The organism is Leisingera aquaemixtae, assembly GCF_001458395.1.
GTDB classification, from domain to species: Bacteria; Pseudomonadota; Alphaproteobacteria; order Rhodobacterales; family Rhodobacteraceae; genus Leisingera; species Leisingera aquaemixtae.
In genome coordinates this window covers 254,821-268,356 of record NZ_CYSR01000002.1, presented here as the reverse complement: position 1 = coordinate 268,356, position 13,536 = coordinate 254,821, and the positions used below count along the sequence as shown (strand labels likewise).

Below are 13,536 nucleotides of genomic sequence, written 5' to 3'. Positions count from 1 at the left end.
GGGACTGAAAGCAATCCCGGCTAGCGTCGCGGCTGCACACCGCCAATTAATTTTACAGCACTTCAGGCGCAGAAAAATGAATAAAAACTTGAGATCCAGCCTTGCTGAAAAGATCCGCAGCTTGTCGCTGATCCTAGTCCTTGTCGCAGCCGCGGGCGCTTCGGCCTGGGCTGTGTTTGCGGTCCCCACGCCCATCGTGGACCGGATGATCGAAAACGACCTGCGCAAACAGTCGCAGCATTGGCAGCGCAGGGTGGTGCTGCACATGACAGATGTCGGGGACTCCTTTGAAGAGGGGCGGATCCGGCCCGAGGACGCGCAGGATCTGCTGCTGCTGCCAGAGGAGACGGATGTATTCCGGTTCCGCCTGCTAACCAGCGACGGGGAGATTTTCTGGTCCACCCGCAGCGATGAAATCGGCGAGTATGAGACCAACGCCTTCTTCAGCACACAGGTGGCGCGCGGCGAGGTCTATTACATGCACGAGCCGCTGCCCGCCTATGAGGTGGATGGGTTCCCGCTGCAGTCCAACGGTTTTGACAGCAGCATCACGCGGGAGGTTGCGCAGGTCTATGTGCCGCTGATTCACAATGGTCAATTCGACGGTGCGATTGATTTCTACACCGATATCACCGACCTGAGGACGACGTTTGTCCGCCGCGCCCAGTTGTCGCTGATGGTGCTGACCTCCATTGCGCTCTTGGCCATGACCATCGCAGTCTATGTGGTGTTCAGGACCAACCGGTTCAGCATGAACCAGATGCAGCAGCAGAACAAGAAAGAGCGCGGCATCCTGGATGAGCAGCTGCGGCTGGCGCGCGAGGTGCAGCTGCTGGGGGAGCTGAACGAATGGCTTCAGTCGAGCCGCTCCCTGGATGAGCTGTTCGACATGGTTGCCCGTTTCATGACCCACATCCTGCCGACCGCCGAGGGCAGCATCTATGTCTACTCCAACTCCCGCGATGTGCTGGACGGCTGTGCCAGCTGGAACGGCGGCAGCCACAAGGATCACATCCACCCTGAGGAATGCTGGGGCCTGCGCCGGGGCCGCACCTATGAGTTCGGCACATCTGAGATTGATTTCGTCTGCGAGCACGCGGAGCCGCATGACGGCCGGAGCTATTACTGCTTTCCGATCCTGGCGCATGGTGAAACCGTTGGCCTGATGCATCTGCGGGCGATCAAGGACGAATGCCCGGAGTTTGTCGGCACCAAGAAACTGGCGCAGATGTGCGCGGAGCAGATTTCAATGGCAATCGCAAACGTGCGGATGCGCGACCAGCTGCACGACCAGTCGGTGCGCGATCCGCTGACCGGACTGTTCAACCGCCGTCACATGACGGAAAGCCTGCGCAAGCTCATCGGCGCCAGCCAGAACAGCGGACGGCGGCTCAGCGTGGTGTCGATCGACGTCGACCACTTCAAGAAATTCAACGACAACCATGGCCATGATGCGGGCGATATGGTGCTGCGTGCGGTCGGCTCGGTGCTGGAACAGGCCTGCGACGGCGACGAGATCGCCTGCCGTCCCGGCGGCGAGGAGTTCACCCTGATTCTGCCTGGCCTGAGCCAGGAGGATGTGATGACCAAGGCTGAACTGCTGCGCCAAGGGGTTGAGGATGTGGTCGTCCGCTATGGTGAAAAGGCGCTGCCGCGGATCACCATTTCGCTGGGCGTGGCGCATTACCCGGCGCATGGCACCATGCCGCAGGATCTGCTGCGCGCCTCTGACGATGCGCTGTATGATGCCAAGGCCAAGGGCCGCAATCAGGTCTGCGTTGCGGATGGCGCAATCCCCGCCCCGCGCAATCCGGCGGTGCAGGCCGCTGGCGCCCTGGAACCGCAGGACAAGGATGCCGCGGCCTAGGCCGCTGGCGGGCGCCCGGAAGCCGTGACAGGCACCGGGCGCTTTTTCTTGCACTCTACCGCCCGCCGCGTACCAATGCGTGCATGGATTTGCATCAAAGATACCCGGGCCTTAGCGATCTGAGAGACCGCGCCCGGGCCCGGCTGCCGCGTTTCGTCTGGGACTATCTGGACAGCGGCACCGGCGACGAGGCCGCCAAGGCGCGCAACCGCACCGGGCTGGACCGGGTGCGGTTTCTTCCGTCCATCCTGCACGGACCGATGGAGCCGGACCTGAGGACTGAGTTCCTGGGCAAGCCGCAGGCCCTGCCGATTGGCATCGCGCCCGTCGGCATGTCGGGTCTGATCTGGCCGGATGCCGAGGCCATCCTGGCCCGCAGCGCCGCCGCGGCGGGCATTCCCTTTTGCCTGTCCACCGTGGCCAGCCGCTCGCCCGAGGACCTGGCGCCGCATCTGGGGCAGGACGCCTGGTTCCAGCTTTATCCGCCCAAGGACGAGGGCATCCGCGCCGACCTGCTGGCGCGGGCCCGGGATGCGGGGTTCAGGACGCTGGTGCTGACGGTGGACGTGCCCGCCGCCTCGCGCCGGGAGCGGCAGACCCGGTCCGGCCTGACCCAGCCGCCGCGGCTGACCCCGCGGCTGCTGGCGCAGATCGCCATGCGCCCCGCCTGGGCGCTGGGGATGGCACGGCACGGGATGCCGCATATGCGGACGCTGGACAGATATATCTCCGGTGCGCAGAAAAACCTGCCGCCGACCGCCCATGTCGGCTATTTGCTGCGGACCTCGCCCGACTGGGACTATGTGGATTGGCTGCGGCGCAACTGGGACGGCCCGTTCGTCGTCAAAGGGGTGCTGCGGGCGCAGGATGCCAAGCGGCTGGAAGAGGCCGGCGCCGATGCGGTCTGGATCTCCAACCACGGCGGCCGCCAGTTCGACGGCTGCCCCGCCGCAATAGAGGTGCTGCCGGAGATCCGGGAAGCGGTGCGCATTCCGCTGGTTTTCGACAGCGGCATCGAAGGCGGGCTGGACATCATCCGGGCGCTGGCCCTGGGTGCGGATTTCGTCATGCTGGGCCGCGCCTGCCACTATGCGCTGGCCGCACTTGGCGCGGACGGCCCGGCGCATCTGACGGACATTCTGGCCAAGGACATGCAGGCGAACATGAGCCAGCTGGGAACACCGGACCTGGCGGCCCTGAAGACGCTGAAGCCCTGGCCGCCAGCGGCGGGATGACCCGCTCGGCGGGGCCGCTCCGGCGGGTTTTTCAAGCCGCTCGAAGGCGGCCAGAAAGTCGCGCACAACCTGCCGCACCGCGGTTTCGCTGCCGCGGTCAGGGCTGTTGATCGGGATCAGGTTCTGCAGCGCAAACACGTGCTTTTGCACGGACGGAGGCAGCGCGTGCGGTTCCGAAAACGCCATCCGCCACTCCGGGAACGCCCGGGCCGGGGCCGCCTCGCTGACCAGCACCCGGATGTTGCCGTGGCGCGGGTCGGCACTGATGCGGTGAAACAGCGCAGCCAGCGCCTCCGCCGGGCCTTCGATCACCTGCAGGAACCACCCCATGTGGCCGACCAGCATACCGGTCACACCGGCAGCGGCGTTGGATTTCTGCGCCTTGCCGACGATCACGGCCAGCTCCTTGCTGGACATGCCGCGCACGGCCTGGCTGACGTAAATGATACGGTGCATGATCACTCTCCTTGGCAGCAGCCAGCGCCGGAGCGCGGCTGGTATCTTGAGGGCAAGCATTTGAACCCAAGTCTGTTTTCAGTCTACCGCAACACCCCTGGCAGCGGCTGTTGCGGAAGGTCAGGACCGGGCCTCTTTGGTTGCGCGGACCGGCGCATTCCTGACCCGAAGTTGAGCGTGCTGACCGAAAGCGGCCGGTGCCGGCCTCCGGGGTCCGGCGCCCTGCCAAACCCCTTCGGGGGCCAGGCCGGTTACAAGGCGCAACAAACCGCCATCCGGAATGTAACAAAAATCCAAAAACAGGCCGCTTGAGAGCGCAATCATGCCGGAAATACCCAGAACTACGGTTGTGCGGATCGCTAATATCCGCCTAACACTGCACCAACTTGCACGGACCCCGAGGGTGAAATGACCGACTTCAAAAAGATCCTGATTGCCAACCGTGGCGAGATCGCGATCCGCGTGATGCGCGCCGCCAACGAGATGGGCAAGCGCACCGTCGCCGTCTATGCCGAGGAGGACAAACTCGGCCTGCACCGGTTCAAGGCGGACGAAGCCTACCGGATCGGCGAAGGCATGGGGCCGGTTGCGGCCTATCTGTCGATCGACGAGATCATCCGCGTCGCCAAGGAATGCGGTGCCGATGCGATTCACCCCGGCTACGGCCTCTTGTCCGAGAACCCGGATTTCGTGGACGCCTGCGCCCGCAACGGCATCACCTTCATCGGCCCCAAGGCGGAAACCATGCGCGCCCTGGGCGACAAGGCCTCGGCCCGCAAGGTGGCGATCGAGGCCGGCGTGCCGGTCATCCCGGCGACCGAAGTGCTGGGCGACGACATGGACGCGATCCGCAAGGAAGCGGCCGAGATCGGCTATCCGCTGATGCTGAAGGCCTCCTGGGGCGGCGGCGGCCGCGGCATGCGCCCGATCCACGCCGAGAAGGAACTGGAAGAAAAGGTGCTGGAAGGCCGCCGCGAGGCGGAAGCCGCCTTTGGCAACGGTGAAGGGTATCTGGAAAAGATGATCACCCGCGCCCGCCACGTCGAGGTGCAGATCCTGGGCGACAAGGACGGCAACATCTATCACCTTTACGAGCGCGACTGCTCGGTCCAGCGCCGCAACCAGAAAGTGGTCGAGCGCGCGCCTGCCCCCTATTTGACCGAAGAGCAGCGCGCCGAGATCTGCGACCTGGGCCGCAGGATCTGCCAACATGTGAACTATGAATGCGCGGGCACCGTCGAATTCCTGATGGATATGAACGACGGCAAGTTCTACTTCATCGAAGTGAACCCGCGGGTGCAGGTGGAGCATACCGTGACCGAAGAGGTCACCGGCATCGACATCGTGCAAGCGCAGATCCTGATCGCTGAGGGCAAGAGCATTGCGGAAGCCACCGGCAAGGCGTCGCAGGACGATATCCGCCTCAATGGCCACGCGCTGCAGACCCGGGTGACCACCGAGGATCCGCTGAACAACTTCATCCCGGACTACGGCCGCATCACCGCCTACCGCTCCGCCACCGGCATGGGCATCCGCCTGGACGGCGGCACCGCATACGCGGGCGGCGTGATCACCCGCTATTACGACTCGCTCTTGACCAAGGTGACTGCCTGGGCGCCGACGCCCGAGAAGGCGATTGCCCGCATGGACCGCGCCCTGCGCGAGTTCCGGGTGCGCGGCGTCAGCACCAACATCGCCTTTGTCGAGAACCTGCTGAAACACCCGACCTTCCTGTCGAATCAATACACCACTAAATTCATCGACGAGACGCCGGAGCTGTTCCAGTTCAAGAAACGCCGCGACCGCGGCACCAAGGTGCTGACCTATATCGCGGACATCACCGTGAATGGCCATCCGGAGACCGAAGGCCGTCCGGCCCCCGCCGCCGACCTGAAAGAGCCGCGCGCGCCGCGGGTCGAGCCGGGCGGCCTGCCCAAGGGCACCCGCAACCTGCTGGAGGAAAAGGGCGCGCAGGCGGTGGCCGACTGGATGAAGGCGCAGCCGCAGCTGCTCCTGACCGACACCACCATGCGCGACGGCCACCAGTCGCTGCTGGCGACCCGGATGCGCTCGATCGACATGATCAAGGTGGCACCGGCCTATGCCCAGAACCTGAGCCAGCTGTTCTCTGTCGAGTGCTGGGGCGGTGCGACCTTTGACGTGGCCTACCGCTTCCTGCAGGAATGCCCCTGGCAGCGCCTGCGCGACCTGCGCGAACGGATGCCGAACCTGATGACCCAGATGCTGCTGCGCGCCTCCAACGGCGTCGGCTACACCAACTATCCGGACAACGTGGTGCAGGAGTTCGTGCGCCAGGCGGCGAAGACCGGCGTCGACGTGTTCCGTGTCTTCGACTCGCTGAACTGGGTCGAGAACATGCGCGTCGCCATGGATGCGGTGGTCGAGAGCGGCAAGGTCTGCGAAGGCACCATCTGCTATACCGGCGATATCCTGGACCCGAACCGCGCCAAGTACGACCTCAAGTATTACGTCGGCATGGCGAAGGAGCTGGAAGCGGCCGGCGCCCACATCCTGGGCCTGAAGGACATGGCAGGCCTGTTGAAGCCCGCCGCCGCCCGCCAGCTGGTCAAGGCGCTGAAGGAAGAGGTCGGCCTGCCGGTCCACTTCCACACCCATGACACCTCCGGCGTGGCCGGGGCCACCATCCTGGCGGCGGCGGATGCCGGTGTGGATGCGGTGGATGCGGCCATGGACGCCTTCTCCGGCGGCACCTCGCAGCCCTGCCTGGGCTCCATCGTCGAGGCGCTGCGCAACACCGACCGCGACACCGGCATCGACATCGCCAAGGTGCGCGAGATCTCCGGCTACTGGGAGCAGGTGCGGGCGCAGTATGCGGCGTTTGAGAGCGGCCTGCAGGCCCCCGCCTCGGAAGTCTACCTGCACGAGATGCCGGGCGGCCAGTTCACCAACCTGAAGGCGCAGGCGCGCTCCCTGGGGCTGGAAGAGAAATGGGCCGATGTGGCGCAGACCTATGCGGACGTGAACCAGATGTTCGGCGATATCGTGAAGGTGACGCCGTCGTCCAAGGTGGTTGGCGATATGGCGCTGATGATGGTGAGCCAGGGCCTGACCCGCACACAGGTCGAGGACCCGAAAACCGACGTGGCCTTCCCCGACTCGGTTATCGACATGATGCGCGGCAACCTGGGCCAGCCTCCGGGCGGCTTCCCGGAAGGCATCGTCAGCAAGGTGCTGAAAGGCGAAGCGCCGAACACCGAACGCCCGGGCGCGCATCTGGAGCCGGTGGATCTGGAAGCGGTTCGTGCCGAACTGTCGAAGGAGCTGGAAGGTTTCAGTGTCGATGACGAGGACCTGAACGGCTACCTGATGTATCCCAAGGTGTTCCTGGACTACATGGGCCGCCACCGCCAGTACGGCCCGGTGCGCACCCTGCCGACCCGCACCTTCTTCTATGGCATGGAGCCGGGTGAAGAGATCACTGCCGAGATCGACCCGGGCAAGACGCTGGAGATCCGCCTGCAGGCAATCTCCGAGACCGACGAGAAGGGCGAGGTGAAGGTCTTCTTTGAACTCAACGGCCAGCCCCGCGTGATCCGGGTGCCGAACCGCCTGGTCAAGGCCTCGACCGAAGCGCGTCCGAAGGCACAGGCCGGCAACCCGAACCACGTCGGCGCGCCGATGCCGGGTGTTGTCGCCTCTGTCGCGGTGCAGGTGGGCCAGCAGGTGCACGAGGGCGATATGCTGCTGACCATCGAAGCGATGAAGATGGAGACCGGCATTCACGCCGAGCGCGACGCGGTGGTGAAGGCGGTGCATGTTCAGGCCGGCGGCCAGATCGACGCCAAGGATCTGCTGATCGAGCTGGAATAAGCCTCAGGGCTGATTTCAAGGAAAGGGGCGTCCTGCCGGGTGGCGGGGCGCCCTTTTCAGTTTCGCAAGGTCGGGGCGCGGGGAAGGCGGAATTCTACGAGAATTCCGGCCCGTTTTCCGGCGCGGAAAACGGGGGCTGCGCTGATGCTTGGCACCAAAAATCCTCGCAGGATTTTTGGCCGTTTCCCGCGCCGGGAAACGGTTTGCCTTAAGACCGGGCGCTCTGATCCGGCGGGTGCGCCAGGGTCACAGTCTCGACCGGCACCGGCGTCAGCCCTTTGATCTGCCCGGACCAGCTGTCTGTCTGCGGCGCAGCGGTATGCTGCGCGCCATGCACCAGCAGCCCCATCGCAATCGCCGCGCTCAGGCAGGCGATCCGCAGGCAGTCTTTCCAATTCATGGCCTCAACCTCCCCTGAAAAAGCCGGATGTTTGAAAAGTGGCACGCGCATCGCCCGCCCTTCCGTCGCTTCCGGGGCGGATTTTTTTCGCCTTGCACCGATTTTCCTCTTGCAGCCGGCAGGGAGAGCCCCTATTTCACCGCTCACCGGATGGCAGCGCGGGCGTAGCTCAGGGGTAGAGCATTACCTTGCCAAGGTAAGGGTCGTGAGTTCGAATCTCATCGCCCGCTCCATCGGGAAACGGACAGGCCGCCCTCCGGGGCGGCCTTTCGCTTTTGAGGATTTCCGCATAGTCTGCCCGGGTGCAGAAAACCTTGTGCGGAATCACGATTCCGCATAGGAACAGAGCAAGAACAGAAACGGGCGGGCAGAGCAGAATGCTAACATCGGTAGAACTATGCGCAGGTGCGGGCGGCCAGGCCCTCGGTCTCGAGGCGGCGGGCTTTGATCACACCGCGCTGGTTGAGATCGACAAGCATTGCTGCGCCACCCTGCGCCACAACCGCCCGGCGTGGAACGTGCTGGAAGAGGACGTGCGCAAGTTCAAGGAGGTTGCGGGCGACTACAAGGGCATCGACCTCTTGGCAGGCGGCCTGCCCTGCCCGCCGTTTTCGGTGGCGGGCAAACAGCTGGGCGAGAAGGACGAGCGCAACCTGTTCGACGATGCGATCGAGATCGTCGACGCGACCCGCCCCCGCGCCGTGATGATCGAGAACGTGCGCGGCTTTCTGGATGCGGTGTTCCATGACTACCGCGAGAAGCTGAAGAAGCAGCTGTCGAAGCTGGGGTATGAGACCGACTGGCGGCTGCTGAATGCCTCCGATTTCGGGGTGCCGCAGCTGCGGCCGCGGGTGGCGATTGTTGCGCTGCGCAAGGAGTTTTCCGGCCAGTTCAACTGGCCCGAGCCGCTGCCGCACAATCCGCCGACCGTGGGCGCGACCCTGATCGACCTGATGAAGGAACGCGGCTGGCGCGGGGCAGAAGACTGGGCCGCCAAGGCCGATGAGATTGCGCCAACGATTGTGGGCGGCTCCAAGAAACACGGCGGTCCCGATTTGGGTCCGACCCGCGCGCGGCGCGCCTGGGCGGCGCTGGGGGTTGAGGGGCGTACCATCGCCAATGAGGCGCCGGACCCGTTCCACAACGACATGCCGCGCCTGACGGTGCGGATGGTGGCGCGCATTCAGGGGTTCCCGGATGCCTGGCATTTCACCGGCGCCAAGACCAACGCCTACCGCCAGGTCGGCAATGCCTTCCCGCCGCCGGTGGCCGAGGCGGTGGCGCGGGAGCTGAGGGCGGCAATTGCCAAGCCGAAGCTTCATGCCGTGCGGGCGTGAAGGCACCAAAGCGATTATAGACCTGAGGGCAGCGCCCGCCCCGTGGGGGGCGGGCCGGGCGCTGCCCGGCGTACCGCCGGGTGGAACACGATATGAAACTGAAACTTCCCGACAGCCTTGTGTGTCCCGGCCATCCGGATTTCGGCACCCTCTCCCCGCTGGCAGAGGAGATCACGACCCGTGCCGGCGGCGCGCTGGCGCTGGAACATGACGTGCCGCAGAGGCTGCGCCAGTGCATTGACGATGTGATCATGACGCCCAAGACCGGACGGCGCGCGTATGAAGAGCTGGAGAAAACCGAGAAGACCTATATCGGCACCCGGGTGGAGATCGAACTGAGGGCGCTCTTGCGCTTGCGCAAGGGGCGGCTGGATACCGAGATCCTGGGCCAGGATGTCGACATCAAGCACACGATGGGCGGCAACTGGATGATCCCGACCGAGGCAATTGATTGCACCTGCCTGCTGGTCGCCGCCGATGAGGTGCGGGCGCGCTGTTACCTGGGCCTGATCGTCGCCCGGCCCGCATACCTGACTCACGGCCAGAATAAGGACGCCAAGCGCAGCATCTCTGCCGAGGGCTTCCGCCATATCCTGTGGCTGTTCAAGGATCAACCCTACCCCGCCAACTTCTGGCGCACCGCGGATGAGGCGGCAGTCCAGCAGATCTTTGCGGGCGACACCGGAAATGAGCGCATGGCGCAGCTGTTCCGGCTGATCCAGCGCCGCCCGGTTCCGCGCGATGTGGTGGAGGCGGTGGCGCAGCAGAAGGACTTCATGCGCCGGATCCGCTCGGACAAGGGGCGCGGCACGCGGGACCTGCTGGCCCGGGACGGCATCCTGCTGCTGTCGGGCCAGTACGACAGCCAGCTGATCAAGGCGCTGGATCTGCCGCCCTGTGCCGGCGGCGAGTTCATTTCCTGCCGGATCGAAAACGAGTATCATTCCCGCATGGCCGCACAATCCGGACATGCCGTGAAATGGCCGACAAGCTGACACCCGAACGGCGCAGCGCCAATATGGCGAAGATCCGCACCAAGCATACCAAGCCGGAACTGCTGGTGCGGCGGATGGTGCACGGGATGGGGATCCGCTACCGGCTGCACCGCAAGGACCTGCCCGGCAAGCCCGACCTGGTGTTCGGGCCGCGCCGCAAGGTGATCTTTGTGCATGGCTGCTTCTGGCATCTGCATGACTGCCGCGACGGGCGCATTCCCGCCTCCCGCCGCGATTACTGGGAGCCGAAACTGTTGCGCAATGCCGAACGCGACGCGGAGCACGCGGCGGCTTTGCAGGCGGCAGGCTGGCAGGTGCTGACAGTCTGGGAATGCGAAACCAAGGACCTTGAAGCCCTGAAAAATCGCCTCGCGGATTTCCTCAGAACCGGAGAATAACGCTTATCCACAGATACTTGCGCGGTTTTTCAAATTTCCTCTTGCGGCCCGTTTTGGAAATCCCTAAACACCGCCTCACCGAATGGCAGCGCGGGCGTAGCTCAGGGGTAGAGCATTACCTTGCCAAGGTAAGGGTCGTGAGTTCGAATCTCATCGCCCGCTCCATTCGAAGCCGAAAAGGCCGCCCTTCGGGGCGGCCCTTCGCGTTTCCGGGCTGCGGCACGGGCCGGATTTTCTTTCCCCGCCCTGTCATTTTCCGCTTGCAGCCGTCCGCCGGATTTCCTATTCACCGCTTCACCAGATGGCAGCGCGGGCGTAGCTCAGGGGTAGAGCATTACCTTGCCAAGGTAAGGGTCGTGAGTTCGAATCTCATCGCCCGCTCCATCCGGAACCGAAAAAGCCGCCCTCCGGGGCGGCTTTTCGCTTTTTCCACGCCGCTTTGTAAATTTGATCAAATTCCTTTTGACGTGCGTTGCAAAACGCGCCAAAGCTACTGCCAAACAGCCCGTGCGGCAGCTCATTACAGGAGTTTGGACATGGCCCCAGTCATCTATCCCACTACCAATTTCACCGCGACCGAACAGCTTTGCCTGGACCGCGGCGAAGGCATTTATGTCTATGATACGGACGGCAACAAATACATCGAAGGCCTGGCCGGCCTGTGGTGCACCTCGCTGGGCTACAGCAATACCGAGGTGATGGACGCGATCACCGAGCAGCTGCACAAGCTGCCGTTCACCCACACCTTTGGCGGCAAGACGCACAAGCCGATCATGGAACTGGCCGAAAAACTGAAGGCGATGGTGCCGGTGGAGGATGCCTATATCTTCTTCGGCAACTCCGGCTCGGACGCCAATGACACCCACTACAAAATGCTGCGCTACTACTTCAACGCCATCGGCAAGCCGGAGAAGCGCAAGATCATCACCCGCGAGCGCGGTTATCACGGGGTGACCGTTGCTGCCGGCTCGTTGACCTCCCTGCCCGCGAATCTGGCGCATTTCGATGCGCCGCTGGAGGCGCTGCACATCCTGCGCTCGGACGCGCCGCATTATTACACCGGCCGCCGGGGCAATGAGACCGAGGAGCAGTTTGTCGACCGGATCATCAATAACCTGGAAGAGCAGATCCTGGCGGAAGACCCCGACACCATCGCCGCGATGATCGTGGAGCCGATCACCGGAGCCTCCGGCGTGATCGTGCCGCCGGAGGGCTATTACGAGAAGCTGCAGGCAGTGCTGCGCAAGCATGGCATCCTGGTCTGGGCCGATGAGGTGATCTGCGGCTTCGGGCGCACCGGTGCGGACTTTGGCTGCACCACCATGGGCATCAAGCCGGACCTGATGACTTTTGCCAAGCAGCTGAGCTCGGCCTATTTCCCGATCTCGGCCTCGGTCATTCCCGGCTGGATGTATGAGGCGATGATCGCGCAGACCAATGAGGTTGGCGTGTTCGGCCACGGCTACACCTACTCCGGCCACCCGGCGGCCTGTGCGGCGGCGCTGAAGACGCTGGAAATCTACGAGCGCGACAACCTGTTCGAGCATGCCGCCGAGGTGGGCGCCTATATGCAGGCGCAGCTGCGCGAGATCTTCACCGGTCACCCGCTGGTGGGCGAGGTGCGCGGCAAGGGGCTGATTGCGGCGCTGGAGCTGGTGTCGAACAAGACCACCGGCGCGAGCTTTGACAAGGGTGCCGCGGGTGCGGCTGCGCAGAAAGCCTGCCAGGACAACGGGCTGATCCTGCGGGCGGTGGCCGGCAATGCGCTGGCGCTGTGCCCGCCGCTGATCATCACCAAGGCGGAAGTGGACGACATGCTGGCCCGGATGAAAGCCGCCGTCGATACCGCCTATGCAGAACTGCAGGACAAGGGGCTGATTGCCGCCTGATCTTTCTCCACCCGAAACACCAAACGCCCCGCGCTGCGGGGCGTTTTGCTGTTTGCCGGTTCTGCCTTGGGCCTTTCAGAACACCTTGTAGGTCATCGTGGTCAGCGACCGCTCGATCCCTTCGATCTGCAACAACTGGTCGTTGATGTACTTGCCGACATCCTCACCGGTCGGGATGTAAAGCTTCATCAGCAGGTCGAAATTGCCGCTGGTGGAGTAAAGCTCAGAGTGGATTTCCCGCAGCGCAATCTCCTCGGCCACCTTGTAGGTGGTGCCGGGTTTGCAGCGGATCTGGACAAAAACGCAGATGGACATGGGCGGCCCTTTTGGATGGTCAGGATTTTGCGCCCAAGCTCGCACGCGGCGCATCCGGGCGCAAGAGACCGGGATGGGACCGGGATTGCTGCAACAGATTGCCCCGCCAACACATTGCCGCACTTGAGCCAGCCCCCCTGCCCGCCCTATAAGCGCCCAGGCAGAATTAAATTTCTTGCAGCATGACGAAGGACAAGCCGCTGATGCGTACCGCCAAAGTGACCCGCAAGACCGCGGAAACCGAGATTTCGGTTGAGATCAACCTCGACGGCACCGGGGTTTATGACAACCAGACCGGCGTCGGCTTTTTCGACCACATGCTGGACCAGTTGGCGCGCCATTCGCTGATCGACATGACCATCCGCGCCAAGGGCGATTACCACATCGACGACCACCACACGGTGGAGGACACCGGCATCGCGCTGGGTCAGGCGCTGGTGCAGGCGCTGGGGGACAAGAAGGGCATCCGCCGCTACGGCGAGTGCCACCTGCCGATGGATGACGCCCAGGTGCGCTGCGCGCTGGACCTGTCGGCACGCCCCTTCCTGATCTGGAACCTGGAACTGCCAACCCAGAAGATCGGCACATTCGACACCGAACTGGTGCGGGAGTTCTTTCAAGCCTTGAGCACCCATGGCGGCATCACCCTGCACATCGACCAGCTGCACGGGTTCAACAGCCACCATATCGCCGAGGCGGCGTTCAAGGCGGCCGCCCGCGCGTTGCGGCTGGCGGTGGAGACCGACCCGCGCAAGGCGGATGCGATTCCCTCGACCAAGGGCGCGCTTTGAC

10 protein-coding genes, 3 tRNA genes and 1 pseudogene are annotated in these 13,536 nt (G+C 64.1%); 11 read left to right on the top strand and 3 right to left on the bottom strand.

Going from position 1 to position 13,536, the window contains the following annotated elements; all coding sequences use genetic code 11:
* Window positions 1-76 precede the first annotated feature (76 nt).
* Window positions 77-1,867: a sensor domain-containing diguanylate cyclase gene (locus PHA8399_RS01425; protein ID WP_058284415.1), complete on the top strand. Its 1,791-nt coding sequence runs from the start codon at window positions 77-79 to the stop codon at window positions 1,865-1,867.
* Window positions 1,868-1,950: 83 nt separating this feature from the next.
* Entirely contained in the window at window positions 1,951-3,102 is a 1,152-nt protein-coding gene (locus PHA8399_RS01420) for an alpha-hydroxy acid oxidase (protein WP_058284414.1), read from the top strand.
* 240 nt (window positions 3,103-3,342) lie between these two features.
* Here PHA8399_RS01420 and PHA8399_RS22925 read toward each other — a convergent pair.
* Window positions 3,343-3,519 (bottom strand): annotated as a pseudogene (locus PHA8399_RS22925) (BLUF domain-containing protein); the annotation flags it as partial.
* Between the two features lie 447 nt (window positions 3,520-3,966).
* Between PHA8399_RS22925 and PHA8399_RS01415 the strand changes: the two are divergent.
* Window positions 3,967-7,410: a pyruvate carboxylase gene (locus tag PHA8399_RS01415; protein WP_058284413.1), complete on the top strand. Its 3,444-nt coding sequence runs from the start codon at window positions 3,967-3,969 to the stop codon at window positions 7,408-7,410.
* Window positions 7,411-7,618: 208 nt separating this feature from the next.
* Here PHA8399_RS01415 and PHA8399_RS01410 read toward each other — a convergent pair whose 3' ends face one another.
* A complete protein-coding gene (locus tag PHA8399_RS01410) occupies window positions 7,619-7,810 on the bottom strand; it encodes a hypothetical protein (RefSeq protein WP_058284492.1) in 192 nt (63 codons plus the stop codon).
* Window positions 7,811-7,968: 158 nt separating this feature from the next.
* Between PHA8399_RS01410 and PHA8399_RS01405 the strand changes: the two genes are divergently transcribed.
* The 7 genes from PHA8399_RS01405 to PHA8399_RS01375 all read left to right on the top strand — a co-directional run bounded on the left by PHA8399_RS01405 (window position 7,969) and on the right by PHA8399_RS01375 (window position 12,429).
* Window positions 7,969-8,043: transfer RNA gene (locus PHA8399_RS01405), tRNA-Gly, on the top strand.
* 144 nt (window positions 8,044-8,187) lie between these two features.
* Window positions 8,188-9,147, top strand: a complete 960-nt coding sequence (locus tag PHA8399_RS01400; RefSeq protein ID WP_058284412.1) for a DNA cytosine methyltransferase — start codon at window positions 8,188-8,190, stop codon at window positions 9,145-9,147.
* A gap of 92 nt (window positions 9,148-9,239) precedes the next feature.
* Window positions 9,240-10,142, top strand: coding sequence for a NaeI family type II restriction endonuclease (locus tag PHA8399_RS01395; RefSeq protein ID WP_058284411.1), 903 nt, complete (start codon window positions 9,240-9,242; stop codon window positions 10,140-10,142).
* Window positions 10,127-10,540: a very short patch repair endonuclease gene (locus PHA8399_RS01390; RefSeq protein WP_058284410.1), complete on the top strand. Its 414-nt coding sequence runs from the start codon at window positions 10,127-10,129 to the stop codon at window positions 10,538-10,540. The genes PHA8399_RS01395 and PHA8399_RS01390 overlap by 16 nt, the downstream gene beginning before the upstream one ends.
* A 90-nt stretch (window positions 10,541-10,630) precedes the next feature.
* A tRNA-Gly gene (locus tag PHA8399_RS01385) sits at window positions 10,631-10,705 on the top strand.
* A gap of 144 nt (window positions 10,706-10,849) precedes the next feature.
* Window positions 10,850-10,924, top strand: a tRNA-Gly gene (locus tag PHA8399_RS01380).
* 146 nt (window positions 10,925-11,070) lie between these two features.
* Complete coding sequence (locus PHA8399_RS01375; protein WP_280137375.1) at window positions 11,071-12,429, top strand: aminotransferase; 1,359 nt, start codon at window positions 11,071-11,073, stop codon at window positions 12,427-12,429.
* A gap of 75 nt (window positions 12,430-12,504) precedes the next feature.
* Here the strand turns inward: PHA8399_RS01375 and PHA8399_RS01370 are convergent, their stop codons facing one another.
* Complete coding sequence (locus PHA8399_RS01370; RefSeq protein WP_058284408.1) at window positions 12,505-12,744, bottom strand: Lrp/AsnC family transcriptional regulator; 240 nt, start codon at window positions 12,742-12,744, stop codon at window positions 12,505-12,507.
* Window positions 12,745-12,947: 203 nt separating this feature from the next.
* Between PHA8399_RS01370 and hisB the strand changes: the two genes are divergently transcribed.
* Window positions 12,948-13,535, top strand: a complete 588-nt coding sequence (hisB, locus tag PHA8399_RS01365; protein ID WP_058284491.1) for an imidazoleglycerol-phosphate dehydratase HisB — start codon at window positions 12,948-12,950, stop codon at window positions 13,533-13,535.
* Window position 13,536 lies beyond the last annotated feature (1 nt).

Coding starts and splice junctions, on each gene's coding strand:
- hisB (WP_058284491.1), top strand. CDS start 12,948: ATGCGTACCGCCAAAGTGACCCGCAAGACCGCGGAAACCGAGATTTCG.
- PHA8399_RS01370 (WP_058284408.1), bottom strand. CDS start 12,744: ATGTCCATCTGCGTTTTTGTCCAGATCCGCTGCAAACCCGGCACCACC.
- PHA8399_RS01400 (WP_058284412.1), top strand. CDS start 8,188: ATGCTAACATCGGTAGAACTATGCGCAGGTGCGGGCGGCCAGGCCCTC.
- PHA8399_RS01395 (WP_058284411.1), top strand. CDS start 9,240: ATGAAACTGAAACTTCCCGACAGCCTTGTGTGTCCCGGCCATCCGGAT.
- PHA8399_RS01415 (WP_058284413.1), top strand. CDS start 3,967: ATGACCGACTTCAAAAAGATCCTGATTGCCAACCGTGGCGAGATCGCG.
- PHA8399_RS01390 (WP_058284410.1), top strand. CDS start 10,127: ATGGCCGACAAGCTGACACCCGAACGGCGCAGCGCCAATATGGCGAAG.
- PHA8399_RS01410 (WP_058284492.1), bottom strand. CDS start 7,810: ATGAATTGGAAAGACTGCCTGCGGATCGCCTGCCTGAGCGCGGCGATT.
- PHA8399_RS01420 (WP_058284414.1), top strand. CDS start 1,951: ATGGATTTGCATCAAAGATACCCGGGCCTTAGCGATCTGAGAGACCGC.
- PHA8399_RS01425 (WP_058284415.1), top strand. CDS start 77: ATGAATAAAAACTTGAGATCCAGCCTTGCTGAAAAGATCCGCAGCTTG.